Origin of the sequence: Streptomyces sp. L-9-10 (genome assembly GCF_004151105.1) — a bacterium.
Lineage (GTDB): Bacteria > Actinomycetota > Actinomycetes > Streptomycetales > Streptomycetaceae > Streptomyces.
Map to the genome: position 1 here is coordinate 53784 of NZ_PHRF01000005.1, position 26820 is coordinate 80603.

The 26820-nt window shown below is 70.9% G+C and carries 24 protein-coding genes; 9 read left to right on the plus strand and 15 right to left on the minus strand.

Translation table 11 applies throughout. From position 1 onward, the window contains the following. Window positions 1–3: 3 nt before the first annotated feature. Together CU044_RS00315 and CU044_RS00320 are read left to right on the plus strand one after the other, a co-directional pair. Window positions 4–1071, plus strand: a complete 1068-nt coding sequence (locus tag CU044_RS00315; protein WP_129766310.1) for a bile acid:sodium symporter family protein — start codon at window positions 4–6, stop codon at window positions 1069–1071. A gap of 209 nt (window positions 1072–1280) precedes the next feature. Then, window positions 1281–1658: a nuclear transport factor 2 family protein gene (locus tag CU044_RS00320; protein ID WP_129766311.1), complete on the plus strand. Its 378-nt coding sequence runs from the start codon at window positions 1281–1283 to the stop codon at window positions 1656–1658. A 57-nt stretch (window positions 1659–1715) separates the two neighbouring features. On the opposite strand, the gene CU044_RS00325 is transcribed toward CU044_RS00320, so the two are convergent. Next, complete coding sequence (locus CU044_RS00325) at window positions 1716–3167, minus strand: serine hydrolase domain-containing protein (protein WP_129766312.1); 1452 nt, start codon at window positions 3165–3167, stop codon at window positions 1716–1718. 161 nt (window positions 3168–3328) lie between these two features. Between CU044_RS00325 and CU044_RS00330 the strand changes: the two genes are divergently transcribed. Both CU044_RS00330 and CU044_RS00335 read left to right on the plus strand, forming a co-directional pair. Then, window positions 3329–3961 (plus strand): GNAT family N-acetyltransferase, encoded by a 633-nt coding sequence (locus CU044_RS00330; RefSeq protein ID WP_240045240.1) that lies wholly within the window; start codon window positions 3329–3331, stop codon window positions 3959–3961. A gap of 143 nt (window positions 3962–4104) precedes the next feature. Further along, window positions 4105–5130 carry a hypothetical protein gene (locus CU044_RS00335; protein ID WP_129766314.1) on the plus strand — a complete coding sequence of 342 codons (1026 nt, stop codon included), beginning with the start codon at window positions 4105–4107 and terminating at the stop codon, window positions 5128–5130. A gap of 89 nt (window positions 5131–5219) precedes the next feature. Here the strand turns inward: CU044_RS00335 and CU044_RS00340 are convergent, their stop codons facing one another. Next, window positions 5220–6188 carry an aldo/keto reductase gene (locus tag CU044_RS00340; protein ID WP_129766315.1) on the minus strand — a complete coding sequence of 323 codons (969 nt, stop codon included), beginning with the start codon at window positions 6186–6188 and terminating at the stop codon, window positions 5220–5222. After that, window positions 6185–6598 (minus strand): MerR family transcriptional regulator, encoded by a 414-nt coding sequence (locus CU044_RS00345; protein ID WP_129766316.1) that lies wholly within the window; start codon window positions 6596–6598, stop codon window positions 6185–6187. Before CU044_RS00345 ends, CU044_RS00340 begins: the two co-directional genes overlap by 4 nt. Before the next feature lie 145 nt (window positions 6599–6743). Between CU044_RS00345 and CU044_RS00350 the strand changes: the two genes are divergently transcribed. After that, the gene (locus CU044_RS00350) at window positions 6744–7343 is read left to right on the plus strand and encodes a DUF1349 domain-containing protein (protein WP_129766317.1); all 600 of its coding nucleotides are present in this window, start codon (window positions 6744–6746) and stop codon (window positions 7341–7343) included. Window positions 7344–7509: 166 nt separating this feature from the next. Next, complete coding sequence (locus CU044_RS00355; protein WP_129766318.1) at window positions 7510–8859, plus strand: cytochrome P450; 1350 nt, start codon at window positions 7510–7512, stop codon at window positions 8857–8859. A gap of 6 nt (window positions 8860–8865) precedes the next feature. On the opposite strand, the gene CU044_RS00360 is transcribed toward CU044_RS00355, so the two are convergent. From CU044_RS00360 to CU044_RS00370, 3 genes are all read right to left on the minus strand, one after another. Then, window positions 8866–9033, minus strand: a complete 168-nt coding sequence (locus CU044_RS00360; protein WP_240045241.1) for a hypothetical protein — start codon at window positions 9031–9033, stop codon at window positions 8866–8868. A gap of 206 nt (window positions 9034–9239) precedes the next feature. Further along, window positions 9240–12725 (minus strand): phosphodiester glycosidase family protein, encoded by a 3486-nt coding sequence (locus CU044_RS00365; protein WP_240045270.1) that lies wholly within the window; start codon window positions 12723–12725, stop codon window positions 9240–9242. A gap of 360 nt (window positions 12726–13085) precedes the next feature. After that, on the minus strand, window positions 13086–14762 hold the full coding sequence (locus CU044_RS00370; RefSeq protein ID WP_129766321.1) for a SpoIIE family protein phosphatase: 1677 nt from the start codon (window positions 14760–14762) through the stop codon (window positions 13086–13088). A gap of 187 nt (window positions 14763–14949) precedes the next feature. Between CU044_RS00370 and CU044_RS00375 the strand changes: the two genes are divergently transcribed. Then, a complete protein-coding gene (locus CU044_RS00375; RefSeq protein ID WP_129766322.1) occupies window positions 14950–16737 on the plus strand; it encodes an ABC transporter ATP-binding protein in 1788 nt (595 codons plus the stop codon). Between the two features lie 9 nt (window positions 16738–16746). On the opposite strand, the gene CU044_RS00380 is transcribed toward CU044_RS00375, so the two are convergent. Continuing rightward, window positions 16747–17241: an Lrp/AsnC family transcriptional regulator gene (locus CU044_RS00380; protein WP_129766323.1), complete on the minus strand. Its 495-nt coding sequence runs from the start codon at window positions 17239–17241 to the stop codon at window positions 16747–16749. A gap of 94 nt (window positions 17242–17335) precedes the next feature. Here CU044_RS00380 and CU044_RS00385 point away from each other — a divergent pair, with 94 nt between their 5' ends. Together CU044_RS00385 and CU044_RS00390 are read left to right on the plus strand one after the other, a co-directional pair. Then, entirely contained in the window at window positions 17336–17830 is a 495-nt protein-coding gene (locus CU044_RS00385; protein WP_129766324.1) for a DUF2000 domain-containing protein, read from the plus strand. Between the two features lie 129 nt (window positions 17831–17959). Further along, window positions 17960–18235: a chaplin gene (locus CU044_RS00390; RefSeq protein WP_129766325.1), complete on the plus strand. Its 276-nt coding sequence runs from the start codon at window positions 17960–17962 to the stop codon at window positions 18233–18235. A gap of 97 nt (window positions 18236–18332) precedes the next feature. Here CU044_RS00390 and CU044_RS00395 read toward each other — a convergent pair whose 3' ends face one another. From CU044_RS00395 to rhaS, 8 genes are all read right to left on the minus strand, one after another. After that, window positions 18333–19196: a tyrosinase family protein gene (locus CU044_RS00395; RefSeq protein WP_129766326.1), complete on the minus strand. Its 864-nt coding sequence runs from the start codon at window positions 19194–19196 to the stop codon at window positions 18333–18335. Between the two features lie 52 nt (window positions 19197–19248). Beyond that, on the minus strand, window positions 19249–19863 hold the full coding sequence (locus tag CU044_RS00400) for a tyrosinase family oxidase copper chaperone (protein WP_345790107.1): 615 nt from the start codon (window positions 19861–19863) through the stop codon (window positions 19249–19251). 220 nt (window positions 19864–20083) lie between these two features. Then, window positions 20084–21148 (minus strand): glycoside hydrolase family 19 protein, encoded by a 1065-nt coding sequence (locus CU044_RS00405; protein WP_240045242.1) that lies wholly within the window; start codon window positions 21146–21148, stop codon window positions 20084–20086. A 210-nt stretch (window positions 21149–21358) separates the two neighbouring features. Further along, complete coding sequence (locus tag CU044_RS00410) at window positions 21359–22384, minus strand: LacI family DNA-binding transcriptional regulator (RefSeq protein ID WP_129766327.1); 1026 nt, start codon at window positions 22382–22384, stop codon at window positions 21359–21361. Further along, a complete protein-coding gene (locus CU044_RS00415) occupies window positions 22384–23808 on the minus strand; it encodes an L-fucose/L-arabinose isomerase family protein (protein WP_129766328.1) in 1425 nt (474 codons plus the stop codon). Before CU044_RS00415 ends, CU044_RS00410 begins: the two co-directional genes overlap by 1 nt. Before the next feature lie 34 nt (window positions 23809–23842). Then, the gene (locus CU044_RS00420) at window positions 23843–25303 is read right to left on the minus strand and encodes a BNR repeat-containing protein (RefSeq protein ID WP_240045243.1); all 1461 of its coding nucleotides are present in this window, start codon (window positions 25301–25303) and stop codon (window positions 23843–23845) included. Window positions 25304–25400: 97 nt separating this feature from the next. Further along, a complete protein-coding gene (locus tag CU044_RS00425; RefSeq protein WP_129766329.1) occupies window positions 25401–25721 on the minus strand; it encodes an L-rhamnose mutarotase in 321 nt (106 codons plus the stop codon). 13 nt (window positions 25722–25734) lie between these two features. Further along, entirely contained in the window at window positions 25735–26820 is a 1086-nt protein-coding gene (rhaS, locus tag CU044_RS00430; RefSeq protein ID WP_129766330.1) for a rhamnose ABC transporter substrate-binding protein, read from the minus strand.

The following is a 26820-nucleotide window of genomic DNA, read 5'->3' on the forward strand; positions in this document are numbered from 1 at the left end:
GCCGTGCCATCCGAAACCGAGAACTCCGACACCGAGAACTCCGACACCGAGCGGTCCCGAGCCGAGCAGTCCGGTCAGCGCCCGCCCACCGTCCCCGCCGTCTCCGCGTCCCCCGCGCCCGACTCCACCGACCGCGCGGCCCGGCGCGCCGTCACCGTCTTCCCCGTACTCGTTCTGGCCGCGGGTGCCCTCGGTCTGGCGACCCCGGGCACCTTCGCGGGCTGGGGTCCGTCGGTGCCGTACCTGCTGGGCATCGTCATGTTCTGTATGGGGCTGACGATGACGCCGATGGACTTCCAGGGGGTCGCCCGACGGCCGTGGGCGGTCGGGCTCGGTCTGGTCGCGCACTACGTGATCATGCCGGGGCTCGGCTGGCTGATAGCCAATGCCCTTGACCTGCCGCCGCAGCTGGCGGCGGGGGTGATCCTGGTCGGCTGCGCGCCGAGCGGCACCGCCTCCAATGTCGTCACGTATCTGGCGCGCGGCGATGTGGCCCTGTCGGTCTCGGTCGCCACCGTCTCGACCGTCCTCGCACCGCTGGTGACGCCGCCGCTGACACTGCTGCTCGCGGGCGAGTTCCTGCCGGTCGACGCGGGCTCGATGGTCGGCGACATCCTCAAGACCGTGCTGCTGCCCGTCGTGGCGGGGCTCGCGGTCCGGCTGCTCGCGGGGCGGTATGCCGACCGGGTGCTGGGTGCGCTGCCCTGGCTGTCGGCCGTCACGATCGCGGTGATCGTCGCGGTGGTGGTGGCGGGCAACGCGAACGCGATCAAGTCGGCGGCGCTGCTGGTGTTCGTCGCGGTGGTCCTGCACAACGGCCTCGGTCTGGCGCTCGGTTACGGCGCGGGAAAGCTGGCCCGGCTCGGGCCGCCCGCGAGCCGGGCGATGGCCTTCGAGGTCGGCATGCAGAACTCCGGCCTCGCCGCCTCCCTGGCCACCGCCCACTTCAGCCCGCTGGCGGCGCTGCCGGCCGCTGTGTTCTCGGTGTGGCACAACGTGTCGGGCGCGCTGGTCGCGGCCTGGATGGCGTACCGCGCGCGCCGGACCGAAGCTGCCGCGCCCGCGTCCTGAGGCCAGTTCACGGGCATGGCAGCGCGCACGAGCCGCACTCTCATGAGCCGCGTCACCGGCCTCGCGTCACCGGCCGCCATTACCCCGGACGTCATCGACCACCGGCGCCCCTCGCGGCATCGTTGCGGCTACCGGGCCTCGGCCGGCGCACTCCGGCCGAGGTTCGGGTCCGCCCCGTGGCAACCGATCCCCGATGGAGGCTGATCCTCATGTCCGTGAACCGCTACGAGACCGCCGTCACCCGTTACTTCGAGGCCTGGAACGCGACGTCCCCCGACGACCGGGCCGAGGCGGTGGCCCTCGCCTGGACCGAGGACGGCAGCTATACCGACCCGCTGGCGGACGTGGCGGGTCATGAGGCACTCGCGGCCGTGATCGCCGGGGCCAGGGCGCGGTTTCCCGGTTATGTGTTCACCCCGGCCGGGCCGGTCGACGGGCATCATGACACCGCCCGGTTCAGCTGGGAGCTGGTCTCGGCCGCCGGCGGTTCGGCGCCCGTCGCGGGCTCCGATGTCATCACGCTCGGCGAGGACGGCCGGATCATCAGCGTACGGGGCTTCCTCGACCGGATACCCGCCTCGGCCTGACCGAACGGACGGGTCCGCACCGGAGGTTCGCCTCCCGCGGGCCCGTCCCGCCGGTTCTCACGCGGACTTCGCCGTGGCCCGCGCACCGAAGTGCACATACCTGGAACCGTCCGCCAGCGCGTAGAAGACCACCGGTATCCAGGCGTCCTTCTCGTTGCGCCGTCCGGCGAACACGGTCTTCGACGGCGTGTCCGACACCGGCACCAGGTTCCAGAAGAGCGGTTCGAACGTGTCCTTCAGACCGTCGGCGCCCTCGTACTTCACCCGGAGGACGCCCTCGCCTGCGGGCCGGTCGGTGACGGTCATCAGGAACCCCTCACGCCGGTAGCCCCCGACGAACGGCGCGGGATCCACGGCCGGTCGCGCGGGATCCACGGCCGGTGCCCCTGCCGGGGGACCGAACCCCGGCACGGTCACCCCGGCGAGTTCGGCGGTCAGCTCGCGGCAGAGCGTCTCGAAGACCTTCGGAGCGGCGCCCCCGCCGTTGGTCAGCAGCGCGAGGGCGAATCCCGCCTCCGGTACGGCGCGCAGGTAGGCGAGCTGCCCGAACGTACTGCCGTCGTGGCCGAAGCCGCGCGCACCGTCCCACTCGAACAGCCCCCAGCCCAGGCCCCAGTGGGCGCCGAGGAACCACTGGTCGGGCATCTCGACCTCACGCGTCAGCATCGCCTTCACGACCCCGGCGGAGAGCACGCGGGTGCCGTCCGGCGCCGTACCGCCGTCGATGAAGAGCCGGGCGAACCGCACCACATCGGCGGCGGTGGCGGAGATCCCGCCGTACGGGCCCGCGGAGCGCGGCAGCATGTTCCACAGCGGTGTCGGGACCGGGTCCTCGCCGGGCTCGCCCATGTGTCCCATCGCGGCGCGGAATCGGAGCACCTCCTCGGGCAGTGTCATCGTGTGCGCCAGCCCGAGCGGCTCGCAGAGCATCTCCTTGAGGGCCTCGTCCCAGGTCAGGCCGGTCACGACCTCGACGATCCGGCCGAGGACGTTGTACGCGGTGCTGGAGTACGACATGGTGGCGCCGGGCGGGTTGGTGAGCCCCACGTTTCCGACGCCCTCGGCATAGCGGGCGAGGCAGTCGTCGCCCCGGCCGGTGTCGCTCACGAAGTCGCCCTCGATTCCGCTGGTGTGGTTGAGCAGTTGCCGCACCGTGATCGTTGCGCCGGCCGCCGCGTCGGCGACGGCGAAGTCCGGCAGTACGTCCACCACCGGCGCGTCCAGGTCCAGCTTCCCGGCGTCGGCGAGGAGCACCACGAGGGCGGCGGTGTAGCCCTTGCTGATCGAGCCGATCTGGAAGACCGAGTCCGTGGTAGCCCGGACGCCGGTCCCGGTGTGCAGAATGCCGCCCGCCAGCTCATGGATCTCACCGCCGGCGAGTACCGCGAGGGAGGCACCGGGGATGTGGTGGACGGCGAGGAGTTCATCGAGCCGGGCCTGCACGCGAGCGAGGTCGAAGGCCGGGGCCGTGGTGGCGGCGTGCTGGTTCAGGCGCGGGCTCTGCGACATGTCATCTCTCCTGGCGGCTTCGAATGCTGGGGCGCGTCGGCGAACATCGGCGAACGCCGTACGGCACTCCGCACACTGTACGGAGACCGCACGTCGTACGCAATCACGCACGACGTACGACCCTTGTGGGAGCGCTCCCGGCGCTGGCAGCATGCGTTGCTGTGCCGTCTCCACTCGCCACGGTCCGCGCCTACCGCCCCGAGGACCTTCCCGCCCTCCACGACATCTGCGTACGCACCGCCGACGAGGGCCGGGATTCCCGGCACCTCTATCCGGATCCGGACCTGATGCCGAGCATCTTCGCCGCGCCGTACGCGGCGCTGGAGCCCGAGCTGACCTTCGTCCTCGACGACGGCCGGGGCCGGGCCGTCGGCTATGTCCTCGGCACCGCCGACACCGCCGGCTTCGTCAGGGCGTTCCGCGAGGTGTGGCTGCCGCCGCTCGCCGGCCGCTATCCGGAACCGTCCGGGCCGGCTCGTACCCCGAGCGAGGAGATGATCGCCCTGCTGCACCGGCCGGAGCGGATGATCGTGCCCCAACTGGCCGGCTATCCCGCGCATCTGCACATCGATCTGCTGCCCGCCGTGCAGCGCCGAGGGCACGGCCGGGCCCTGATGCACACCTTCCTGCGCGCCCTGCGCGACCGGGGAGCCGACGCGGTCCATCTCTCGATGGTCACCGCCAACACCTCCGCCCGCGCCTTCTACGACCGGCTCGGCTTCCACGAGATCGCGGTGCCGGATCCGGGTCCGCTCACCTATCTCGGACGCCCGACCGCACTCGACGAGGCTTGAGCGGTCGGCGGTTGAGTAGCCGTACTCATCCGCCGCTCCCCCGCCGTCTCCTATCGTCGCCACAGTTCGCCGCAGGTCGCCACAGGTCGTCGTGACAGCGAAGACCGGGCGCGCGGCGGGGCAGGGCCGGGGGGAGACAGATCATGGCGGATACATGGGGCGGACGGGTCCTGGGCGGCCTGACGGGCGTGCTGGTGTGCGCGCTCGCCCTGCTGATCGCCGGCTGCGGAGTGGTGACGACGAAGAGTGACCGGAAGCGCGCGGCGGAGCTGGCCGAGGCGCGGTACCCCGGAATCCTCGACGTCCTCTCCGCGCGCACGCTGTTCCCTCGGACCAGCGGGTCCGAGGTGACCTTCTCGGTGGCCGACGACCCCGACGCCGCGGTCCTGCTGCGGATCGACGCCGCGGCGGGCACCTGCGACCGCGGGCCCTGCGACCGCGCGCTCGACGAGGCGGTGGAGCGTGGCAGGTCCCGGGCCGGCGAACTGCGCAGGATGAGAGCCGCGTTCACCGGCTGCGGATACGAACTGGTTGGCGCGGCCCCGGCCCTCTCCGCCCCCTGGGTCGCCGCCGCGCCCACGAACGCCACCGTCACGCGCGTACTGGCCGAGATCGGCGCGTGCGTACGGACGTGGTCCCCGGCCCGTGACGAGAACGGCGCGCCGAGGCGTTCGGTGACCGTGAACATCGTCGCCCCCGATCTCGCGCGCGAACGTCCCGCCGGAAAGGCGAAGAGCCCCACGGTGCTGCGCATGACCGACCCCGGCCTGCTGGCCGCCCTGGCGAAGCGTCCGCACTACTCCGTCTCCTACACCGTGCGCCAGGGTGTGGTCGATCCGGCGTCCGGCAGGGCGTACCTCTCCTTTCCGTGGAGGGACCGGACGGCGTTCGAGAAGACGGTGGGAGACGCCGTACGCGACTGGCTGCGCACGACGCGACCACGGGCCGGGGTCGCCATGGTGTCCGGGCTCTGGTGGCTCGCACCGGGCACGGTCGACCGGCTCACGGGCCATGTCCTGTTCTGCGACGAGGCCGGGGAAGGCGCGCGCTGCGCGGGTGACCACGCGGTGGCCCTGACGGTGGACCCGGAGGGCAATCCGGTGGGGGACTTCCAGGTGATCCGCGACGTACGCGACGACCAGGGGCGGGTGCGTCTGCCCCAGGAGTGACCGACCCGCGCGGGAGGTACGCCACACGTCGCCGCGCCACCTCACGCGATGCCACGCCACCACGTCATGTCAGGCCAGGTCAGGTCAGGTCACGCGCGGGGAGCGGCGTCCCGGTCGCCCGCCGCGATGCCGTGCGGCGCCGCCGCGTCGATCGCCGCGAGATCGCCGTCGGTCAGTTCGATATCGGCGGCCTCCGCGTTGTGTTCCAGATAGGCGCGCCGCTTGGTGCCGGGGATCGGCACGACCCGCTGCGCCAGCAGCCAGGCCAGTGTCAGCTGCGTCGGCGTGATGCCCTTGGCCTCCGCCAGCTCGGTGACCTTGTGCACGACCGCCAGGTTCGCCGCGATGTTCTCCTCGGTGAACCGGGGCAGGCCACGGCGCGCGTCGTCGGGCGCGAGATCGTCACGGCGCCTGATCTTCCCGGACAGGAAGCCGCGTCCCAGCGGCGAGAACGCGACGAACCCGATACCCAGCTCCCGTACCGTCTCCAGCACGCCGTTGTGCTCCACATCCCGTGAGAACAGGGAGTACTCCGACTGGAGCGCGGTCAGCGGATGCACCGCGTGGGCCCGGCGGATCAGGTCGGGGCTCGCCTCCGAGACACCGATGTAGCGGACCTTGCCCGCCTGGACCATCTCGCTCATCGCCCCGATGCTCTCCTCCACGGGGACGTTCGGGTCGACGCGGTGCAGGTAGTACAGATCGATGACATCCGTGCCGAGATGCCGCAGGGAGCGGTCCACCGCCCGGTGCGCGTACGCGGCGCCGCCGTTGTGACCGTGCGGGGTGCCGTCGTCGTCGAACTCGATGGCGAACTTGGTCGCGATCGTGATCTCGTCGCGCCGCTCGCCCAGGGCGCGTCCGATCAGCTTCTCGTTCTCGAACGGGCCGTACGCCTCGGCCGTGTCGATGTGCGTGACCCCGATGTCGACGGCCCGGTTGAGTGTGGCGACGGCCTCCCGCTCGTCCCTGGGGCCGTACCAGACGCTCATGCCCATCGCGCCCAGGCCCTCGGCGGAGACGGTGAGGCCCTGCGAACCGAGTTTCACGGTTTTCATGATGACGAGACGCCCTTTCGGTAGAAGTCGATCTTCCGTTCAATGGCGGCCAGATGATTCTGGGTCACTTTGAGCTGTTCGAGGACGCGCTCACGGTGCTGCTCCAGCACGGCCAGCCGCTCGGCCTCGTTGCCCTCGTACCGGCAGATCTCGGTGAAGGCGCGGATGTCACGGATCGGCATACCGGTGCCGCGCAGCATGACGATCCCGGCGAGCCAGCGGAGATCCTGGGCGAAGTAGCGCCGCTGGCCCGAGGGCGCGCGATCGGCGGGGAACGCCGTCAGCCCCTCGCGTTCGTAGTACCGGAGGGTGTCGACGCTCAGGCCGCAGGCCGCCGCGGCTTCGCCGATCGTCAGTCCGCCGTGCGGAATCTCCACTTCCGGCTCCAGCCGGGGAACCACTGAACTCATGCCTCAAGCGTCCACCCTGGAGCGCGCTCCAGGGCAACCGGAACCGGCGGACCCGCGAGGGCGGGGCCGAGGACCGGACCCGCTCGCCGGATCCGCGCGCCGCCGTGGCAGTGTGGTCGCCCGACCGCTGACGCGAGGAGAAACCATGGGCGAGAGCGCCGAGGGAACAAGCACGGAATCATGTCTCGGGCTCACCGACTGGACGTGGCTGAACCGGCCCGCCCAGTGGGCCGCGTACGACGACGCCCTGGACATCACCACGGAGCCGGACACGGATTTCTGGGTGACCACGCACTACGGCTTCGTACGGGACACGGGACACGCCCTGCTGAGGCCGGTGCCCGCGAACTTCCGGCTGCGCGTCACGTTCTCCGGTGACTACCGCGAACAGTACGACCAGGCCGGGCTGTTGCTGCGGCTCGACGAGAAGAACTGGATCAAGACCGGCATCGAGTACGTCGACGGCCGGCAGCAGCTCAGCGCCGTCGTCACACGCGAGGTGTCGGACTGGAACGTCGTACCGCTCGCCCACCTCACCGACACCCCGGCACCGGTGACCGTCGAACTGCGGCGCGAGGGCGACACCGTGACCATCCTCTACGGTCTCGACGGCGAGCCCGGGACGATGCTGCGGCTCGCCTACTTCCCGCCGGGGGCGGCCGCGCAGGCCGGACCGATGTGCGCGTCACCCGACGGCACAGGCTTCACCACGCGGTTCACGGCGCTGGGCCTCGAAACGGCCTGATCCGGGGGCGAGCGGAGCGGCCGGGCCCGGCGGCGCGGCCCGTTCCGGCCCCGGGTGCGGCTGTGCGGGCCCTCTGGCGCGGGGCGTGGCCCGACGCTTTGCTTGTCGGGTCCCGCCGTCTCCGAGCCTCACCTCCCGCAGCCTTCGACCGCCGAGGAGTCCCGCCATGCCGACTGTCCCCGTACCCGGTCCGCGCCGACTGCCGTTCGTCGGTAATCTGCCCGCCTTCGCGCGCGATCCGCTCGGTTTCTTCACCCGGCTGCGCGGCCACGGTGACCTCGTCGAGTGGCGGCTCGGGCCGCAGCGGGCCCTGTTCCTCTCCCGTCCCGAGCACATCGGGGAGCTGCTCACGGGTATCGAGAGCGAGTACCGCCACCCCCAGCTCGGCTGGGCGTTCAAGCTCGTTCTCGGCGACGGCGTCGTCACCTCGGAGGGACCGTCCTGGCGCCGCAAGCGCGCGCTCGTGCAGCCCGCCGTACGCCCCCGTCAGGTGCGGGGCCACGCGGAGACGATGACCGACTGCGCGGCCACGCTCGCGGAGTCCTGGCGGCCCGGTCAGCGTCTCGATGTGCGTGACGCGATGCTGGGGCTCACCCAGCGGATCGCCGTGCGGACGCTCTTCGGCGCCGACACCGTGGGTCGCGAGGCCACGATCGGACCGGCGATGGACATAGCGCAGCGGGCGATAGGCGACGAGTTCCGCGGCGTCACACTGTTTCTGCCGCCCTGGGTGCCCACTCCGGGCCGCCGGAAGCTGAAGCGGGCCGTCGCCGTCATCGACCGTGAGGTGGCCCATGTCACCGGGTTGCGCCGACGCGGCGGCGTGGAGCGCGACGATCTGCTGAGCCGGCTGCTCGCGGCCAGGGACGAACAGAACCGTCCGCTGACCGACAAGGAGATCCGGGACGAGGCGGTCACCCTCTATATCGGCGGGCACGAGACCACCGGCACCACGCTCACCTGGGCCTGGTATCTGCTCTCCCGGAACCCGGAGGCGCGGGCCAGGCTCACACAGGAACTCACCGACGCCCTCGGCGGCCGGGCGCCGGGCCATGACGATCTCCGGCTGCTGCCCTGGACCGAGCAGATCATCAAGGAGACACTGCGGCTCTATCCCCCGGTCTGGCTGATGACCGGGATCGCCACGGAGCGTTCGACACTGGACGGTCATCCGGTCGCGAAGGGCACGGTGCTCTGGTCCAGCCAGTGGAGTGCCCACCGCGACGCGCGCTGGTTCCCCGACCCGGAGGCGTTCCGTCCCGAGCGGTGGGACGCCGACGCGGCCGCCTCCGTACCTGACCACGCGTGGTTCCCGTTCGGCGGCGGTTCGCGTGCCTGTCTCGGGGCCAGATTCGCGATGGTGGAGGCCGTCCTCGTACTGGCCACGCTCGCGCAGCGCTTCCATATCGAGGTGGAGGGGGGCGAGATCCCGCCGCGCACGGGCCTCACCCTCCAGCCGTCACGCCCCGTACGCGGCACCCTCCGCGCCATCCGGAGCCGCCAGGACGCGGCCTGAGGGCTCTCAGAGACCGCGCTTCTTCGCGCTCTCCGCGGCCGCGCCCATGCCGAGGCCCGCCACGATCAGCACGAGGGACACATAGATCTCGTAGCCGTCGAAGTAGCTCATCCGCGCGACCAGCGACCAGAGTTCGAACCACCCGTCCGTCCATTCGTGCAGCAGTCCCCCCACGCCTTGGGACAAGAGGAGGAAACACAGGATTCCGCATACCGTCTTCACCCCTCAAGGCTAGAAAAGGCAAGCCCAGTACGGCTATTGGCCTTCAGGAGCGGCCTCGGTGACCAAAGTCGCGAGCGCGCTCCCGCTCGCGTGTCCCAAAGTCGTCGCATGCGGTGGCCCCGCGCCCGGCCGGGCGCGGGGCCACCGTACTCACCCGGTCACGCCGCCGGCGCGGCCGCGGCGGACGTTCCGGGGGCCGTCGCCGCGATCCTGATCTCCGCCCGCTGTGTGACGCCGTTGACCGTCACGGCGAGGACGACCGTGCCGGGCCGCAGAGCGGTGAGGGTGCCCGTCGACGGGTCGAACACCGCCGCGTGGCGTGGGCGGGCACCGTTCCGGTCGCGGATGAGGAGGTTCGGGGAGCCCGTCCAGTCGGCGCTGAGCGGGAAGCCGACGGGTACCGCTCTCGCCCCCTGGGTGACGGTCGCCGTGGCGCGGGCGCTGTGCCCGGGAGCCAGCACGGCCGGCACGTCCAGCGTGAGCGCGTCGGTGTGGGCGCGGGTCTGTACGGAGACCCAGTCCGGGCCGCCCTCCCACGGGGCCAGCCGCGCGGCCGACTGCGCGCCCCGCGAGACCTGGTCGACACCGATGAGCGACCAGCCGGTGAACCCGCCCTCGTTCGCCGGGGCCGCGGGTGCCTTGCCCGAGTTCCCGTTGATCAGATACGGCACTCCGTTCACCCGCGACGCGTCGAAGACACCGACGTGGCTGCCGATGAATCCCGCGCCCTTGCCCGTCGTCCGGCGGAAGTCCGCGAGCCACTGTTCGAGGAGCGCCGCCTCCTTGCGGTCGCTCAGCTCGCTGGCCTTCTGGACGGTCGGATCGCGTGGCGGTACGTGCTCGATCACCATCACCGAGCGGACCCGGTCGTCCTCGGCCGCCGCGTCCAACTGCTCCCGTACCGCCTTGATCTGCGCCAGGCCTCCGCCGCGCAGCGTCAGACTCGATGTGTCGAGGGTGAGGAAGCGGGTCCCCCGGTGGTCGAAGATCCGCTGGGCGGGGCCGAACCGGTCCACGAAGTTGTTGATCGTGCCGCCCATGACCTCGTGGTTGCCCGGTACGTAGTACCAGGGCAGTGCGTCGCCCAGTTCCTCGGCCAGGAGTGCTCCGGCGAAGGCGAGATCCGCCGGAGATCCCTCGTCGACCAGGTCGCCGTTGACGACGAGGAAGTCGGGCCTCGCCGCCTTGATCTCGCGCAGGGTTCGGCGTGCCTGCGCCACGATCGCGCTGTCGGGGTCGCGGGCGACGAACTGGGCGTCGGACATCACCGCGAACCGCCAGTCCCTGCCACTGGTTTCGGCCGCCGAGTCGATCAGCGGATCGGCCGGGCGTGGCGGCGCGGGCAGCTCGACCGTCGGCGGTACCTGCGCCGTCAGTCCGTCGATCACGATCTCGCCGGTGTACTGCTTGGTGGCGGCGGTCTCCGCGAGATAGAAGCGGTGGACACTGAGCGGCGTCGCGGCTCCGGCCGGTACGGCGAAGGTCACCTGCCGCCAGCCGGTCCAGGTGATGTACGGGCCGCGCAGCAACTGGTCGGAGCCCGCCGCGTCCTTCAGATGCAGGGTGGGCCAGGCACCCTTGCCGTCGCCCTTGATCCAGAGTGTGAAGGACTGCGGCCGGCCGGGCACCGGGATCCGCTGGGGCGGGTTCGCGTACGCGGCGCGGGTGGCGGTGGAAAGGGTGAAGTCGTACGTGAGGGTGAGACCGGTGCCGGTGTGGCCGTCCGGCGTGGCCGAGACCGAGCCGTCGGCCCGTGCCTGGCCGAAGGTCCAGGACGCGGCGTCGTCGAGGGCGGAGACCGGCTGTTCGTCGAGTCCGACACTGACGGCGAGGACCGTCGTGACGCCGCCCGCCTCGGCGGTGACGCGTCCGGCGCCGCTGCCCTTCAGGGACTTCACGGTGAAGGAGCCCCGGCCGTCGTCGGTCACGGAGAAGAGCGAGTGGTCGTAGTCGAGCCGTACGTCGCGGGGTTCGATGGGGGCGCTGGTCCCGTGGGCGTCGAGGCCGACGATGCCGAAGGTGCCGGTCGCCGTGGCGTCGGCGAGTCCGACGCGCCGGGTGGTCGGCTGGATCCGGTCGAGTCTGTCCAGCACCGTCAGCTCCGTGCCGCCTCCGGCCCGGCCGCGTTCGGCCCGTACCTCGGTGGTGCCGCCGGCGCGCGCGGTGAACACCCCGTCGGCGTCGACCCGGCCCACCGAGGGCCGTACGGCCCGCCAGCGCGGCTCGCCCGTCGCGGGTCCGTAGGTCTCGTCGTATCCGGCCGCGGTGAGCGGGCGGGTCAGTCCGGGGAAGACCCTCTCGGGGTGGCCGCCCCTGACGGGGTCGACGCTCGGGGCGCCGCCGGCGGGGGTACCGGTCTCGACCCAGAAGCCCTTGAGTTGTCCGCTGCCGTCCGGCGCGGTGAGGGCGAGGCCGTTGGGGACGGTGCGCTCACTGCCGTCGGAGGGGCTGTTCTCCACGCGCAGCGCGTCGCTGCCCGGGGCGCGGGCGACCAGCGTGGACGAGCCGCCGCCGTCGAGGTTGAGCGCGCTGTGGGACCCGGCGCGCCGCATCATCCCGCCCAGCTCGGTGAGGGTGACACCGCCGCTGTCGGCCTGCCGGCCGTCGACGGTGATCACCTGCATGGTGCCACCGTCCCGCGAGAACCCGACGGCGGTGCGTGGCGCGGCGGTGTTGTTGCCCTCGCCGTCGTGGTTCTGCGCCACACCGTCCACGACGAGCAGTTCACGGCCGCCGACAGCCGTCCTCGGGACGGATCCGCTGTCGGTGCGCGGCCGGTATTCCACGGTGACCGGGTCCCCGGGGCGCAGGCCGCGGAGCGCCTCGGCGCCCGCTTCGCGGCCGACCAGGACGGTCGTACCCCCGTCGATCGCTCCGGTGCCGGGACGGTCCGCCACGGAAACGACCCTGCCGTCCCGTACGGCTGCCTCGGCCACGGGTGTCGCCCGGTCCACGGTGAGCGCGCGGTCGGCCACGCCCCAGCCCGGGGTGTACGCGCCGATGCCGCCGGCCGGCACATTGGCCGCGTTGTAGGCGTCGAGCGCGCGCGGCCCCGAGGGGAGTGTCACGGTGCCGTCGAAGTACAGCTTCAGGAGGCGCCCGGCGCTCCCGGGGCCGATACCGATGGCCTGGTTGGCTCCGGGCGCGGGTGAGTGCGTGACCTCGCCGTCCGCGATCCCGGGGCCCTGGGGCGCGCCCGTCTCGTTGATGTCGAAGAAGTCCGCGTTGATCGCGGCGACGGTACGGCGTCCGGGTCCCGCGTCATGGCCGACGGCCAGTTCCGAGACCGTACGGCGGTCGGAGACCTTGCCCGAGGAGAGGTAGTCGGCGCGGGCGCCGGTGCCGTCGAGGTCGACGGAGAGCGCGTCCACGCGCAGCCACTTGTCGGATTCGAGCCGGTCGTACGAGGTGAGCCGGACGCCGGGGGCGATCGGGCGCGAGGCCCGCGCGGTCTCGATGCCGTCGGCGTCCGCGACGGATCTCGGGGTTCCGGTGGCTCCCGGGTCCGCGGTGGCCGCGCTCGCGGGCGGTGGCGCGACCGGCCGCAGCACGTCCGCGGCGGTACGGGGTCGGGGGTCGGGGGTGGAGTCGGCGGAGGACGGGGATACCGCCCCCACCGTCAGAGCGGTCACGGCCGCGAACAGCACGGCGGTCCGCCCGGCGATGCCTGGGCCCACAACTTCTCCTGGAAGACGGTGGATACGCATGGCTTGTGCGATGTCGGCCGCCAGCATTGCCGTGCACACACCAATGAACCAGGGGTTCGCGGAGACGTCGTGGAGAACACGCGGTGACAGGGGGGAACGGGGCGGTACGTCCGGCCGGGGCCGGACGCCGCCATGGCACGGGAAGCTGTCCCGCCGTCAGAAACCTCGCCGGCCTCGGAAGCCGCCCCGGCTCACACTCACGGGCCGACCGTCCGGGGCTCGCATCCCCGGCCCGGCTCGCACGCCCGGCCGAGACCGTCTCACCTGTCGGCCGAGGCGCGCGCGGCCGTCCCGGCGTCAGCCGCCGTCACGCCGCAGGAGCAGCAGGGCCATGTCGTCCCCGCCGCTCCGCTCCCCCACCGCCGCGAACAGCAGGTCCGCCAGCGCCTCCAGATCCGCCGGGCCCGTCCGTACGGTCTCCCTGAGCGCCTCCAGGCTCTCGCCGAGGTCGATGCCCGGCTGCTCCACCAGCCCGTCGGTGCAGAGCAGCAGCGTCTCCCCGGGCCCGAGCACCGCTGTGGTCACCGGGTAGCTGATCCCGCCGAGCTCCGCGAACTCCGCGGAGAGTCCGAGGGGGAGTCCGCCGGACGCCTCGATCCAGTGGCAGCTGCCGTCGGCGCGCCGGACCAGCGGGTTGAGATGGCCCGCCCGTACGATCCGCAGCCCTCCGGTCGACAGGTTCACTTCCGCGTAGGTGCAGGTCGCGAAGCGTTCGGTGCCCAGTTCGCGCAGCAGGGCGGAGGCGCGGGCCATCGCGGTGTCGGGCGGATGCCCCTCGGCCGCGTACGCCCAGAGCGTCATGCGCAGCTGGCCCATCACCACGGCCGCGTCCGTGTCATGGCCCTGGACGTCACCGATCGTCAGCCCCACCCGGTCGCCCGGCAGCGGAAGCACGTCGTACCAGTCACCGCCGACGCTCCGGCCGATCCGCGCGGAGCGGTAGCGGAAGGCGGTCCGCGCGCCGGGGACGCCGGGGACGTGCCGGGGCAGCATCGCCCGCTGGAGATCCTCGGAGAGGTCGTGCTCCTGCTCGTAGAGGATGGCCCGCTGGAGACTCTGCGCGATACCGCTGGAGAGCGCGACCAGCAGATTGCGTTCCTCGGCGCTGAAGCCGCCGTGCCGGGGGTAGAGCAGCCCCATGGCGCCGATCATCCGGCCCTGGGCGATCAGTGGCAGATAGGCGCCGGAGCCCACCGACAGCGGCTCGACATGCGGCCAGAGGAGCGGATAGGAGGCCCGGAAGTCCTCGCGCGAGGTGATGAAGCGGGGCCGCTGGGTGCGTACCACCTCGCTCATCGGGAACCGCGCGTCGATCCGGGTGTACTGGAGCTCCGGTACGTACGACCCCGACCGGCCCTCGGCGATCGTCCGGATCCGTCCGCCCTCCACCACGCCCAGCATGACGCTCACGGCCTTGAGATGGCCGAGCGCCTCCTCGTCCCGCAGGACGTCGAGGACGTCCTCGACGGTCTCGGCGCGCGCCAGCAGGACGGTGGTGCGCTCCACCACCCCGGTCAGTCTTCGCCGCGCCTCGTCCAGATCGCTTCTGGCGGCCACCTCGGCCAGTTCGTGTTCCGCGCTCCGTACGAGGCCGATGATCCGCCGGGGCCGTCCGGCGCCGTCGTAGGCGATATGCCCCTGGGCACGGGTCCACTGCCGTGATCCGTCATGGCGGACGATCCGGAAGTACGCCGCTACCTCGGCCGTGCCCTCCTTGAGCGCCCGCGCCAGCAGGCTCTTCAGCCGCGCGGCCTCGAACAGCGGCATCCGCCGGACGAGGCTGCGCGGACTGCCGTCGTACTCCTCCGGGCGAAGGCCCAGGACCTGGAGGGCGGGCGCGTTCAGATGCAGCAGGCCGCCGACGAGATCCCAGTCGAAGCTTCCCATCCGGTTGAGCGCGAGGCTCAGGTCCGGATGGGCCGGCCAGTCGTCCGGCAGCGACACGGCAGCCGGAGGGGCGCCCGGATCAGCCATGGAGCCACCATCTCACCGATCGGCCCTTCCCACTCCTCGAGCCACTGCCCGGTCCGGACCGGGCGGCGGGAGCGCCCGGAGCACGTGGAGCGCCCGGAAAGCGTTTCCCCACGGAGACGTGCCGGAGGAAACTGGTTGCCTGCAACCGAGCGTGCGCCAACACTGCCGAAAGAGGATTCCGCTCTCCATGCAGAAACCCGACTCCGCCCCGCGTCCCAGTCCACTGGACCACCACTACTCCGGGGAGCATCCGCTCCGCACCCTCGCCTATCTCTTCCGGCCCGACCGCCACCGGCTGTCCCTCGCGGTCGTGGTGTTCGCCGTCAAACACATTCCGGTCTGGCTGCTCCCCCTGATCACGGCCAACATCATCGATGTGGTGGTCGATCATGGTCCGGTCGCCGAACTCTGGTACAACACCGGGGTCCTGGTGTTCGTCCTCGTGCTGAATTTTCCGCTGGCGCTGCTGTACGCGCGCCTGATGAGCTCCAGCATCCGCCGGATGGGCCGCGAGCTGCGCTCGGCGCTCTGCCGCCGGATGCAGTACCTGTCCATCGGCTACCACGCCCGGGTCAGCGCGGGCGTCCTGCAGACCAAGGTCGTACGGGACGTCGAGGGCGTGGAGCAGATGACCCAGCAGAGCGCCGACATGGGGCTCGGCGCCATCATGACGCTGATCGGCGGACTGGCGGTGATCGGCTACCGCGCCCCCGTCGTCCTGCCGGTGTTCCTGGTCGTCGTCCCGCTCGCGGCCCTGCTGGTCCGCCGGCTGCGCTCCCGGATCCGCAGCAACAACGAGGAATTCCGGCTGGAGATCGAGCAGCTCTCCTCGCGTGTCGGCGAGATGACCACGCTGATCCCGATCACCCGTGCCCACGGTCTGGAGCGGACCGCGCTGCACCGCGTCGACCACACCCTGGAGCGGGTGCTCTCCGCCGGGTTCCGGCTCGATCTGCTCAACGGCCGCTTCGGATCGCTCTCCTGGATCCTGCTCAACACGATGGCGGTCGGCTGCCTCTCGGGCTCGGCGATCGTCGCGTACTACGGCTGGCTGGGACTCTCGGCCGGCGATGTCGTGATGATCAGCGCTTTCTTCACGGCGCTGACCGCCTCGCTGACGACGCTGATGAATCTGACCCCGATCATCTCCAAGGGCCTGGAGTCGGTGCGTTCGATCGGTGAGGTCCTTCAGGCACCCGATCTGGAGAGCAACGAGGGCAAGGCGTCCGTCGAGCACATCGGCGGGCGTATCGACTTCCAGGGGATGGGTTTCCGCTACCCGGAGGCGACGGAGCACTCGGTGCGCGGGTTCGAGCTGTCCGTGCGGCCCGGCGAGACCATAGCCCTGGTCGGGGCGTCCGGGGCGGGCAAGTCCACGATCCTGAATCTGCTGATCGGCTTCATCCGTCCCACCGAGGGCCGGATCCTGCTCGACGGCGCCGATATGGCCTCCCTGGATCTGCGCACCTACCGCCGTTTCCTGTCCGTCGTGCCGCAGGAGTCGATCCTCTTCGAGGGAACCATCCGGGAGAACGTCACCTACGGACTGGAGGGCGGGGCCGACGAGGACGCGCTGCGCGGGGCGCTGCTCGCCGCGAACGCGATGGAGTTCGTCGAACGGCTGCCGGACGGCCTCGACACGGTGGTGGGGCAGCGCGGCGCCCGGCTGTCGGGCGGGCAGAAGCAACGGCTGGCGATCGCCAGGGCGCTGATCAGGGATCCCCGCATCCTGGTGCTCGACGAGGCGACCTCCGCCCTCGACAACACGTCGGAGGGACTGATCCAGGACGCGCTGTCCCATCTCGTCCGGGGCAGGACGGTGTTCGTCGTGGCGCACCGGCTGTCCACCATCCGGAACGCGGACCGCATCATCGTGATGGAGCGGGGCCGCATCGTCGAGGCCGGCAGCCATCACGAGCTGCTGGCACGGGGCGGGGCGTACGCGACCACGCTCCAGCCGAGGCGTTCGGGCTGAGGACGTCGCTCAGCGTTCGTGGCGCGACCGTACGGGCCGCTCGTCGGCGACGGGGTCGATCCGGCCCGCTCTGACATGTTCGTACGCCATCGTCGTCTGCACATCGGCGACTTCGCGGCGTTCCGTGAGGCGGTCGATGACGAAGGCGTAGACGCCGTTGACGTCGGGAACGGCGATATGCAGCAGGAAGTCATGGGCGCCGGAGGTGACGAACAGGCCGATCACCTCCGGCAGCCGTGCCGCCCATTCACGGAACCCCTCGATCACCGGGCGGGCCGGCGGCCGGATACGGACCGAGATCAGGGCCTGTACGGGCCGGCCCACCGCGTCGAGATCGACGGCCGCGTGGTAGCCGGTGATGACACCGCTCTGACGCAGCAGCCTCACCCGCTCCAGCGAGGTGGAGGGGGAGACCCCGGTCTTGGCCGCCAGCTCCCGGTTGGTCTGCCGTGCATCGTTCTGCAGCTCCCGCAGCAGAGCTTGATCGATCGCATCAAATTTCATGGAACACCTCGATTGCCGTACGACATGCGGCGGCTCAGGACAGCTTGGGAACTTCTGCCTAGCGTAGCGGGATATCCACAGATGAAGGAGTTCCATGTCCCTCCCCCACGCGTCTCTTCCGCAGTCATCCGTCCTCCAGCTGACCGGCGAGGACATCACCACCGACCGCTCCACCCGGCAGGCGAGGCTGAAGTGGGTGATCGTCGTGGACGGGAGTCTCCCGGCGGGCCGGATCACGAACGCCGCCGCGTGTATGGCCGCCGCCGTGGGAAAGGCGCTGCCCGGTCTCCTCGGCCCCGACGGCGCGGACGCCTCCGGCGTCACCCATCCCGGGCTGCCCTGGGCCGGCTGTACGGTCCTCGCCGCCGACGGCGGGACCCTGCGCGCGCTGCGCGCGAAGGCGGCCACGAAGGACGAGGTGCTGATCGTGGACATGCCCGAACCGGCCCAGACCTCACGGGTGTACGACGAGTATCTCGGCGTGCTCGCGGGGACGGGCCAGGACGATCTGGGGTACTGCGCCGTCAGTCTGGTGGGCCCGCGCAACAGGATCGACCGGCTCGTCGGCGGGCTGAGTCTGCTCCGCTGACCAGGTGATGATGACGGTGATCGTGATCGGATCGCCCGATATCCGTTACCGAGTGTGAGCCGCGGCGTTGAACGGGCGTGAGGCCGCACATCGTGCGGCTGTGCTCCAAACGGTTCAAGGAGATTCTTGATGTCGCGTATCGCGAAGGCAACAGCTGTTCTCGTCGGCACGGGCGCCGTGCTGGCCGGTGGCGCCGGTATGGCCGCTGCCGACGCCGACGCCGGGGGCGCCGCCATCGGCTCGCCCGGTGTCGTGTCGGGCAATGTCATCCAGGTGCCCCTGCACATCCCGATCAACCTCTGTGGCAACACCATCGACGTGATCGGTCTGCTCAACCCGGCGTTCGGCAACCAGTGCGCCAACCTGTCGGGCGAGCACCACAAGCACGGCGGCTACGGCGGCTGATCACCGATGAGGACGCGCGGCCCGGGGGTCGCGCGCATCCGGTGAAGGACGGCCCCCCGCGTGGTCCACGCGGGGGGCCGTCGTGTCTGCCGGAGAGTCACTCTGCGTAGCGGTACAGGTCCCTGTGGTCGAGGAGTTGGGACGGCCTCACGTTCCAGGGCGGCATCGGTTCCACCAGACTGATCGCCCGGCCGCGCTGCGGGTCTCCGGCGCCCAGCTTCGTCCTCGGCAGATAGGTCGCCTTCGGGTGTCTGCGCTGCCAGCGGTCCCAGAGCAGATCGACGAAGGCGTGGTGCAGCCAGAAGACGGGGTCGTCGGGGGAGGCGCCGCCGAGCATATGGCCGCCGATCCAGCGGTGTACGCGGTTGTGGTTGCACCAGGGCGCGTCACCTCCTGAGATCCAGCCCTCCAGCCGGTTACGGAAGCCGGCGGCCGACGTCGAGTCCCACGGGGCCATGTCGTACACCTTCTCGTTCATCGCCCAGTCCAGTTCGCTCTTGGTGGGCAGCGCGACCGGCTCGGAGGGACGGCCGAGATCGCGGGTGAGGAACTTCCCCTCCGTCACCCCGCCCCTGATCGTCCAGTTGCCCTCCTTGTAGGCGAACGGACCGGTGACGACCTGCTGGTCGCGCGGCCGGCCGGTCCCGCCGAGGAAGTCCTCGGACCAGAGCGTGGCGGCGGGTGTGTTGTCGGTGGTCCAGTCCCAGTACGGAACGGTCACCTTCGGGTCCACCCGCTGGAGCGCGCGCTCGAACTCCAGCAGGAAGCGCCGGTGCCAGGGGAAGAACGACGGGGCCATGTGCCCGGCGCGCGGTCCGCCCTCCGCGTCGGAGACGTGGTACTGGACGTGCAGCCGGACGAACTCGTCGTACTCACCACGCCGTTTGAGCTCCAGGACGGCGCTGACGAAGCTCTTCTTCTCGGCGCTGGTGAGATTCCGCTGGTTCTTTCTGATGTACACCGGTGAGGCCCTCCAGCCGTCGGATGCGATGAGACGGGGTGGTCCGGGCGGGTCAGATGTGGTGGACCGGCCCGTCGAGGGCCAGTTGCGCGCCCCTGAGGTCCCTGACCGCCGCACGGGCCGCCGCGAGCGGCGTCGGGAACGACTCGTAGTGGTTGACCATGCTCAGATAACCGCCGTCGGCCCGCCGCATCAGCCGGAGCGGCCGGCCGTCGATCCGGATGTCGGGCAGGGAGGGGGGAGACAGCGCGGAGACGTCCGAGTCGGCCGAGACCGCGGCCAGGGAGCCGGGATGCGCGGTGCCGGAGCGGCCGATCTGGATACGCCGTCCGCGGTACATCTCGTCGAGGACTCCGCCGGCCTCGGTCTCCGCGCTCCGTGCCGGGCTTCCGGTCGCCGCGCCGACGGCGTCGCGGCCCGCCCTGAGGACGGGCGCCAGCACCGCCGCGGTGCCCGCGACGACGCCCAGCGTGAAGAGCGCGCGCAGCAGCCCGCGCCGCGGCCTGCCGCGGCCGGACGGCTCTGTCGGGGCGGCGCCCGGTACCCCGACGGCGTTCCCGCCGGACTCCGTATTCCCGCCGGACACCATCCCGTTGGTCCGCCTGGCGTCCTTGCCCTCGGGAAGCGTCCTCGTACGGTCCGGCTCCGCATGGATTCCCGCCGGCATGTAGGCCTCCGCTCGTCGAGCACTGCTGGTCGGGGCGGCGGCCCACCGCGCGGCGAGCGCGCGGAGACGGGCCGTGGCCCCGACCGGCACAACGACACGGCGGCCGATCAGTTCTCCGGCGGGTGAACCGGCTTCGCCGTGACCGGGCGAGCCGCGCCCACACGCGAAAGCCGGTCCGACGGCGGTGAACCCGTCGGACCGGCCTCTGCCCGGATGCCGCTCAGCAGCTCAGATTGGACCCGGGAGTGGTCCCGAGGATCTGCACGAAGCGCTGGTAGTTGTTGATACGGCTCTGCACCTGTCCGGGGTTGCCCCCGTTGCACTCGATGCTGCCGTTGATGCTGCGGATGGTCTCACCGAAGCCGCGGCTGTTGACCATGGCGTTGTGCGGGGTCATCGTGCCGGGGCCGGTCTGGGTGTTCCAGTACCAGAGGGCGGTCTTCCAGGCCACGGCCGAGTCGTTCTGCACGAGCCAGGGGTTGTTGAGCAGGTCGATGCCCAGCGCGTCCCCGGCCGCCTTGTAGTTGAAGTTCCAGCTCAGCTGGATCGGGCCGCGGCCGTAGTACGCCGCCTGGCCCGCCGGGCAGCCGTAGGACTGCGAAGCGTCGCAGTAGTGCGGGTAGTTGGCGGTGTTCTGCTCGACGATATGGACGAGCCCACCGGTCTCGTGGCTGACATTGGCCAGGAACGCGGCGGCCTCCTGGCGCTTGATCGTGTCGCTGCCGGTGTTCGCGAAACCGGGGTAGGCGCTGAGGGCGGCGGTCAGCCCGCTGTAGGAGTAGAACGGGTTCCGGCTCGGGAACATCTGGTTGAACTGGCCCTCGCTGACCACGAATCCGCCCTGGGGCGGCGGGGTGGTGCCGTCGCAGGTGTACGGCTCCCAGTACCAGGTGCTGATGACCGGGTCGTAGCCCGGGTTGTCGTGCTCGGCCCGGTAGAACCTGCCGTCGGTGTACTTGACGATGTCGCCGGCGACATACGCGCGGCCCGCGACCCAGGCCGGGTGGTCACAGCTGTCACCGGAACCGCCACCGGGGCTGGAGCCGTCACAACTGCCCTGGTCGGCCCAGACGTCGGAGGTACCGGGGGCCTCCCCCTGGGTCCACCACTTCGCCGACCAGTTGTGACCGTTGTACGAGGCGACGCCGCCGCCGGTGTAGACGGCGGAGGCGCTCCAGCCGGGGCCGCAGGCCGCGGCGGCTGAGGCGGATGACGCGGGCAGGAACACCGCGAGGGCGAGGGCCGAAACCATCGCCGTGAGCAGGGCAAGAACTCGCTGTCTCAAACGACTCACTCCTTCGCGCGAGCGGCCGCTGCCGGCGCTCGCCATGGGGGGTGAGGGAACCAAAGCGGAATTGTGCGGGCCCTGTCAAGGTCTAGACCAAGTCAGTGGCCGATGGGCCGTCCGTTCCCCTTCGTTCACGGCGGTTCGTCCCCGGACATTCAACGGGCGTTCCGGCTGAGGCCGTTCAACAGGCCCTCCGTTTCCGGCCGTTCAGGGGTGCGGCCGGGCGAGCGTGGAGGCCCGCACCACGAGTTCGGGCTGGAGCACGATGCGCCGGTGCTCGTGGTGCGCGGCATCGTCGCCGGTCTCCTCGATGAGCAGATCCGCCGCGGCCCCGCCCAGCCGGAAGGCCGGCTGGCGCACCGACGTCAGCGGCACGGCCGCGGCCGACGCGAACTCTATGTCGTCGTAGCCGACGAGGGCGATGTCCTCGGGCACCCGTATTCCGGCGTGGTACAGCGTCTGCAGCACGCCCAGTGCGAGCAGGTCGTTGGCGCAGAACACCGCGCTCGGCCGGGACTCCATACCGAGCAGCCGTGCCCCGGCGTCCCGTCCCGCGACGACATCGAGCCGCGCGGCCTCGACATGGCGGAGCGCCCCGGGCGGCAGCCCCGCCTCCGCGAGGGCGAGCAACGCGCCCTCACGGCGGTTCCGGCACTGCGCCAGATGCATCGGGCCGCTGACGTACGCGATCTCCCGGCAGCCGCGCCGCAGCAGATGACGTACGGCCAGGGCGCCGCCGGCCACATCGTCGACGGAGACCGAACAGCCGTCCGCGCTGGGCACGATGCGGTCGACGAGGACGAACGGGATGCCGTGGCGCCGGAACGCGTCGAGATTGCGTCCGCTCATATCGGCCGGGGTGACCAGCACGCCCCGTACCTGCTGCTCGGAGAAGAGATGGAGATAGGTGGCCTCCTCCGCCGGGCTCTCCGCGCTGTTGCACAGCATCACGCCGAGCCCGGCGGCACGGGCGGAGCGCTCCGCGCCCGAGGCGACCGCGACGAAGAAGGGATTGGCCATGTCGAGCACGAGCATGGCCAGAATGCGGCTGCGGCCCGCGCGCAGCTGGCGCGCGGACTCACTGCGCACGTAGCCGAGCCGCTCTATGGTGGACAGGACACGCTGGCGGGTCTCCTCGGTCACGGACTCGGGGCGGTTGATCACATTCGAGACGGTGCCCACCGAGACACCGGCCGCGCCGGCCACGTCCTTGATTCCCACCGGACGACGCATCAGACGGAGACCTCGACCAGCTCCAGTCCGGTCAGCCCGGACAGCGCGCGCAGTTCCGGCAGCAGCGCGCCGGTGGCCAGCGCCCAGTGATGGCCGACCCCGCTGGCGCTCCAGGCATCGGTCCACTCCCCCGGGTCGCAGCCGAAGTCGACGCGCGAGGTGGTGTTGCCGATCTCCAGATGCGGGCCGGGGACGACCTCGCCCTCGGCGGCGATCAGCCGGTAGCGGCCGTCGCGGCTCTGACCGAGCCCGACCAGCGTGACGGGTCCGTGCCGTACGTCGAACTCGACGGAGACTCCCCAGCCGCGCTTGCCGTGGTAGACGCCGAGCCCGCGCAGCAGGGGCTTGCGGGCGCTGATGGCGAGATGCCCGGGTCCGTCGTGGCCCATCTCGACCACTCCGGCCGTGAAGTCCAGCGCCTGGAGTTCGGTGAACGAGCCGCCGGCGCCGAGCCGGTCCGCGATCAGCATGGCCAGGGAGGTGCGCAGTTCGTACTCGCCACAGGCCGGGATGCCGCGTGCGGTGAGCAGCGAGGAGCCGAGGATCATGCCCGCGCCGAGACGTTCGTGGACCTCGGCGTCCAGCCCGCGGTGGTAGTACGCGAGCGAGTCCAGGTCGAAGTCCTCGACCAGCCGGTCGAGGCCGACGGCGACACGGGCCGCCCAGCGGAGGTCTTCCTCGACCACGGAGTCGGCGAGTGCGAACACCTCGCGGGTCTCGTCCAGTTTCGCGGTGAGGTCGTCGTCCTTGACCTGCTCCACCCGTACCCGCAGGTCGTCGAACTCGACGACCTCCACATGGCCGCCGAGCCGGCCCGGGACCATGGTGAGGTCCGTGGAGACGTCGTACATCCCGGGGTAGAGATGGCCCATCAGACCGTGCCGGCCGTTGCGCAGCACCGAGCGGACCCCGGCGGCGCGGATCCAGCGGCCGATGCGCTGCCAGGCGCGCTCGTCCTCCAGATGGCCGGAGACCGAGCGGAACGGTACGCCGACGCGTTCGAAGGCGTTGGCCATCTCCGGCAGCGGGCAGGCACCGCAGTACGCCAGCCACTGTCCGGTGTCGAACGCGGCGTGGTCCATGGCGGGGCCGGGCTGGAGGTTGATGAGCAGGACGGGCGCGCCGCTGCGCTGTGCGATGGGCACGAGCATCGTGGCCGTCATATAGGTGGTGAGGAAGCCGACGATCAGGTCGCAGTCGGCGGCGCGCAGTTTCTCGGCGGCCTCGGCGCCCTCCTGGGCGTCGGAGATGAAGCCGACGTCGACGACCTCGGCGTCGAACTCCCGCATCCGTACGGTGACACGGTCGGCGGAGCGCTGGAGTTGCGGGAGCAGATCGGGGAACTGCGGCCAGTAGGCGCCGAGTCCCCCGGCGACCAGGCCGATCCTGGGTTTGCGGGCGACGGCGGGAGTGCGTGCGTTCATGGCGATTCCTTCGTGCCTCTGGACGGGTGGTGCCTCACGACGGGAGCCGGAAGTCGATGACCCGGAGGGGCGAGGGCGTGGTGCCGGCCGACTTCCGCTGATACATGAACGAGAGAACGCCGTCCTGGGCGACACGGGTGTCGTCCACGACGACCTCGCCGAAGGCGTTCAGCCCCGCGCCGTCGAACAGGGTCCTCCAGTCGGTGTACCCCGAGGACCTGGAGGCGGCGGCGATCCGGCCGTACGGCATCACGGCGTAGGCGTTGTCATGGCGGTCGAGGACGAGCCTGGTGCGCTGGCTGGAGTCGAGCGGAACCGGTATCTCGGTCTTCTTCCAGGCGCCCGTGGAGTCCTTGAGGAGGTGGAAGGCGCGGCCGTTGGCCGTCCGGTCGGCGGCGTAGCCGGTGGTGCACTGGCCGAAGCGGCCGGGGACGTAGCTGATGATCGCGTGTGGCAGCCCGGCGGAGTCCGTTGCCTGGCTCTCCTGGTTCATCAGGGAGTGGTCGGGGTTGAGCGGGTCGACGACCGTTCCGGGGTCGCCGACCGCTACGGGATCGGGGCCGCCGGTGGTGCCGACCACCGTCCCCGCCGCGTTGCGCCAGGTACGGCCGCGGTCGGCGCTGTACACATAGCCGGTGTCGTGGTTGGTGAGCCCGCCGGGGGCGCACATGACGGCGCTGTTCTGTTCGCGCCAGGTGTAGAAGGCGTGCAGCCGGCCGTCGGCGCCGTAGTCGACGCCGTGCAGATACATGTTGCGGGCGGTGCTCGATCCGTGCTCGCTGGTGTACGTACCCGTCGAGGCGGACCATTCGCCGAGTGCGGTCCACCGGGAACCGTCGTACTCGGCCAGCGCGTTGCGGCCGTTGCCCGAGACACCGGCGCGGTAGCTGAGCTGGAGCCGGCCCTCGGGGGTGGCGACGAACTGCGGATAGGTGAACCGCGGAGTGAGCGCGAGACCGTCGAGCGTGGTCTGTACGGCGCCGAACTGGCCGCTGTTCCAGGCGTGTCCGGTGGGATCGTCCAGCAGTCCGGCGGCCGACTTCACATAGAAGAAGCCGTTGCTGTGCGAGTCCATGTTCAGGTGCAGCCGGCCGTCGACCCGCGAGAGGCCCATGGAGATGACGTTGTGGGAGTCATCGACGGTGAGCCGATGCGGCAGCCGCGCGGTCTGCCAGCTGGACGCGCCGAGGGCACGGCGGGCGACGACGGCGGTGCGGTCGGCCGTGTACCAGGCGGCGTACTGGTGGCCCTGATAGGTGAGCAGGCCGTTCTTCTGGAAGGAGTTGTTGTTGACCAGGCCGTCGTACGAGACGAAGTAGATGGCCCGGCTGTCGAGTTGGGTGTCGGCGACCCTCGTGAGCGCCGGGCCGGGAGCGTCCGCGCGGGCCGTGCCCGTCGTGGGCCCCTGGGCCGCCGCGCCGGACGGGGGCGCGACGGCGAGGAGTGCGGTGGTGAGCAGTGCCATGGCCGGAACCACGGCGGTGAGACGTCTCATGTCCGTATCTCCAGGTCTCCAGATCTCTGGATCGTGAGGGCGGTTCCGGCGGTTCCGGCGGTGCGGGCAGTGCACGTGATTCGGCGGTCCGGGCGGCTCAGTCGAGATGGAACACTTCGCTCAGCGGGCGCATCGCCTCGTCCGGCCCGGCCCCGTCCAGGGCTTCGAAGAAGGGCGCCATGTCCCGCTGCCAGCGGGCATTGACCTCGGTGGCGGCCATGGCGGCCTGAGCCGCCTCGAAGTCCTCGGTCTCCAGGTAGCCGACGAGCAGCCCGTCGTCACGCAGGAAGAGCGAGTAGTTCCGCCAGCCGCACTCCGACAGAGCCCGGAGCATGCCGGGCCAGACGGCGGCGTGCCGCTCGCGGTACTCGGCTGTGCGGTCCTGCCGGACCTTCAGCAGGAAACAGACGCGTCGCATGGAAGCCGCCCGCTCAGAAGTCGAACGTGTCGATGTTCCGCTTGTCGAAGACGGTCGGCTCGCCGAGGATGATCTCGCCGTCCTTGCCGATGGTGTACTCGCCGAGCTTGCCCGCCTTGAACTTCTCGCCCTCGGCGCCGGTGATCTGGCCGGAAGCCAGGGCCGCGGCGGCGTACGACCCCAGATAGCCGAGCTCTTCGGGGTTCCAGAGAGAGAACTGCTCGACGGTGCCGTCCTTGACGTACTTGCGCATCTGGTTCGGGGTGCCCAGGCCGTTGAGCACGACCTTGCCCTTGTACGAGGAGTCGCCGAGGTAGCGGGCCGCGGCGGCGATACCGACGGTGGTGGGCGAGATGATGCCCTTGAGGTCGGGGTAGGCCTGGAGCAGGCCCTGGGTCTGCTGGAAGGACTTCTGGTCCGCGTCGTCGCCGTACGCGACCTTCACGAGCGTCATGTTCCTGTACTTGGGCAGCTTCAGCTCGTCCTTCATGAACTCGATCCAGGTGTTCTGGTTCGTGGCGTTCTGGGTGGCCGAGAGGATCGCGATCTTGCCCTGGTAGCCGATCTGTTCACCCAGGTGCTGCACGAGGCTCCGGCCTATCTCCTCGGAGCTGGCCTGGTTGATGAAGAGCTGGCGGCAGTCCTTGGCGGTGTCCGAGTCGTACGCGACGACCTTGATGTTCTTCTTCATGGCCTGCTTGAGCGGGCCGCACACCGCGTTGGGGTCGTTGGCCGCGATCAGGATGGCGTCCTGGCGCTGCTGGATGAGGGTGTTGATGTACGAGACCTGGGAGGAGGCGCTGGCGTCGGAGGGGCCGACCTCCTTGCCGCTGGCGCCGTATTCCTTCGCGGCGGCGATGCCCGCCTCGTCCACGATCTTCTCGTACGGGTTGTTGATCTGCTTGGGCAGGAACGCGAGCTTGAGGCCCTTCTTCAGGGGCGCGTTCGGGTCGGCCTTCGCCGCCGTGCCCGTCTGTGCGGTGTTCTTCTCGGCGCTGTCCTTGGTGGTGCCGGAGCAGGCGGTCAGCGCGACGGCGAGGGCGCAGGCGGTGGCGGCGGTGGCTGCCGCGCGACGTCGGACGGCGGTACGGATGATCAT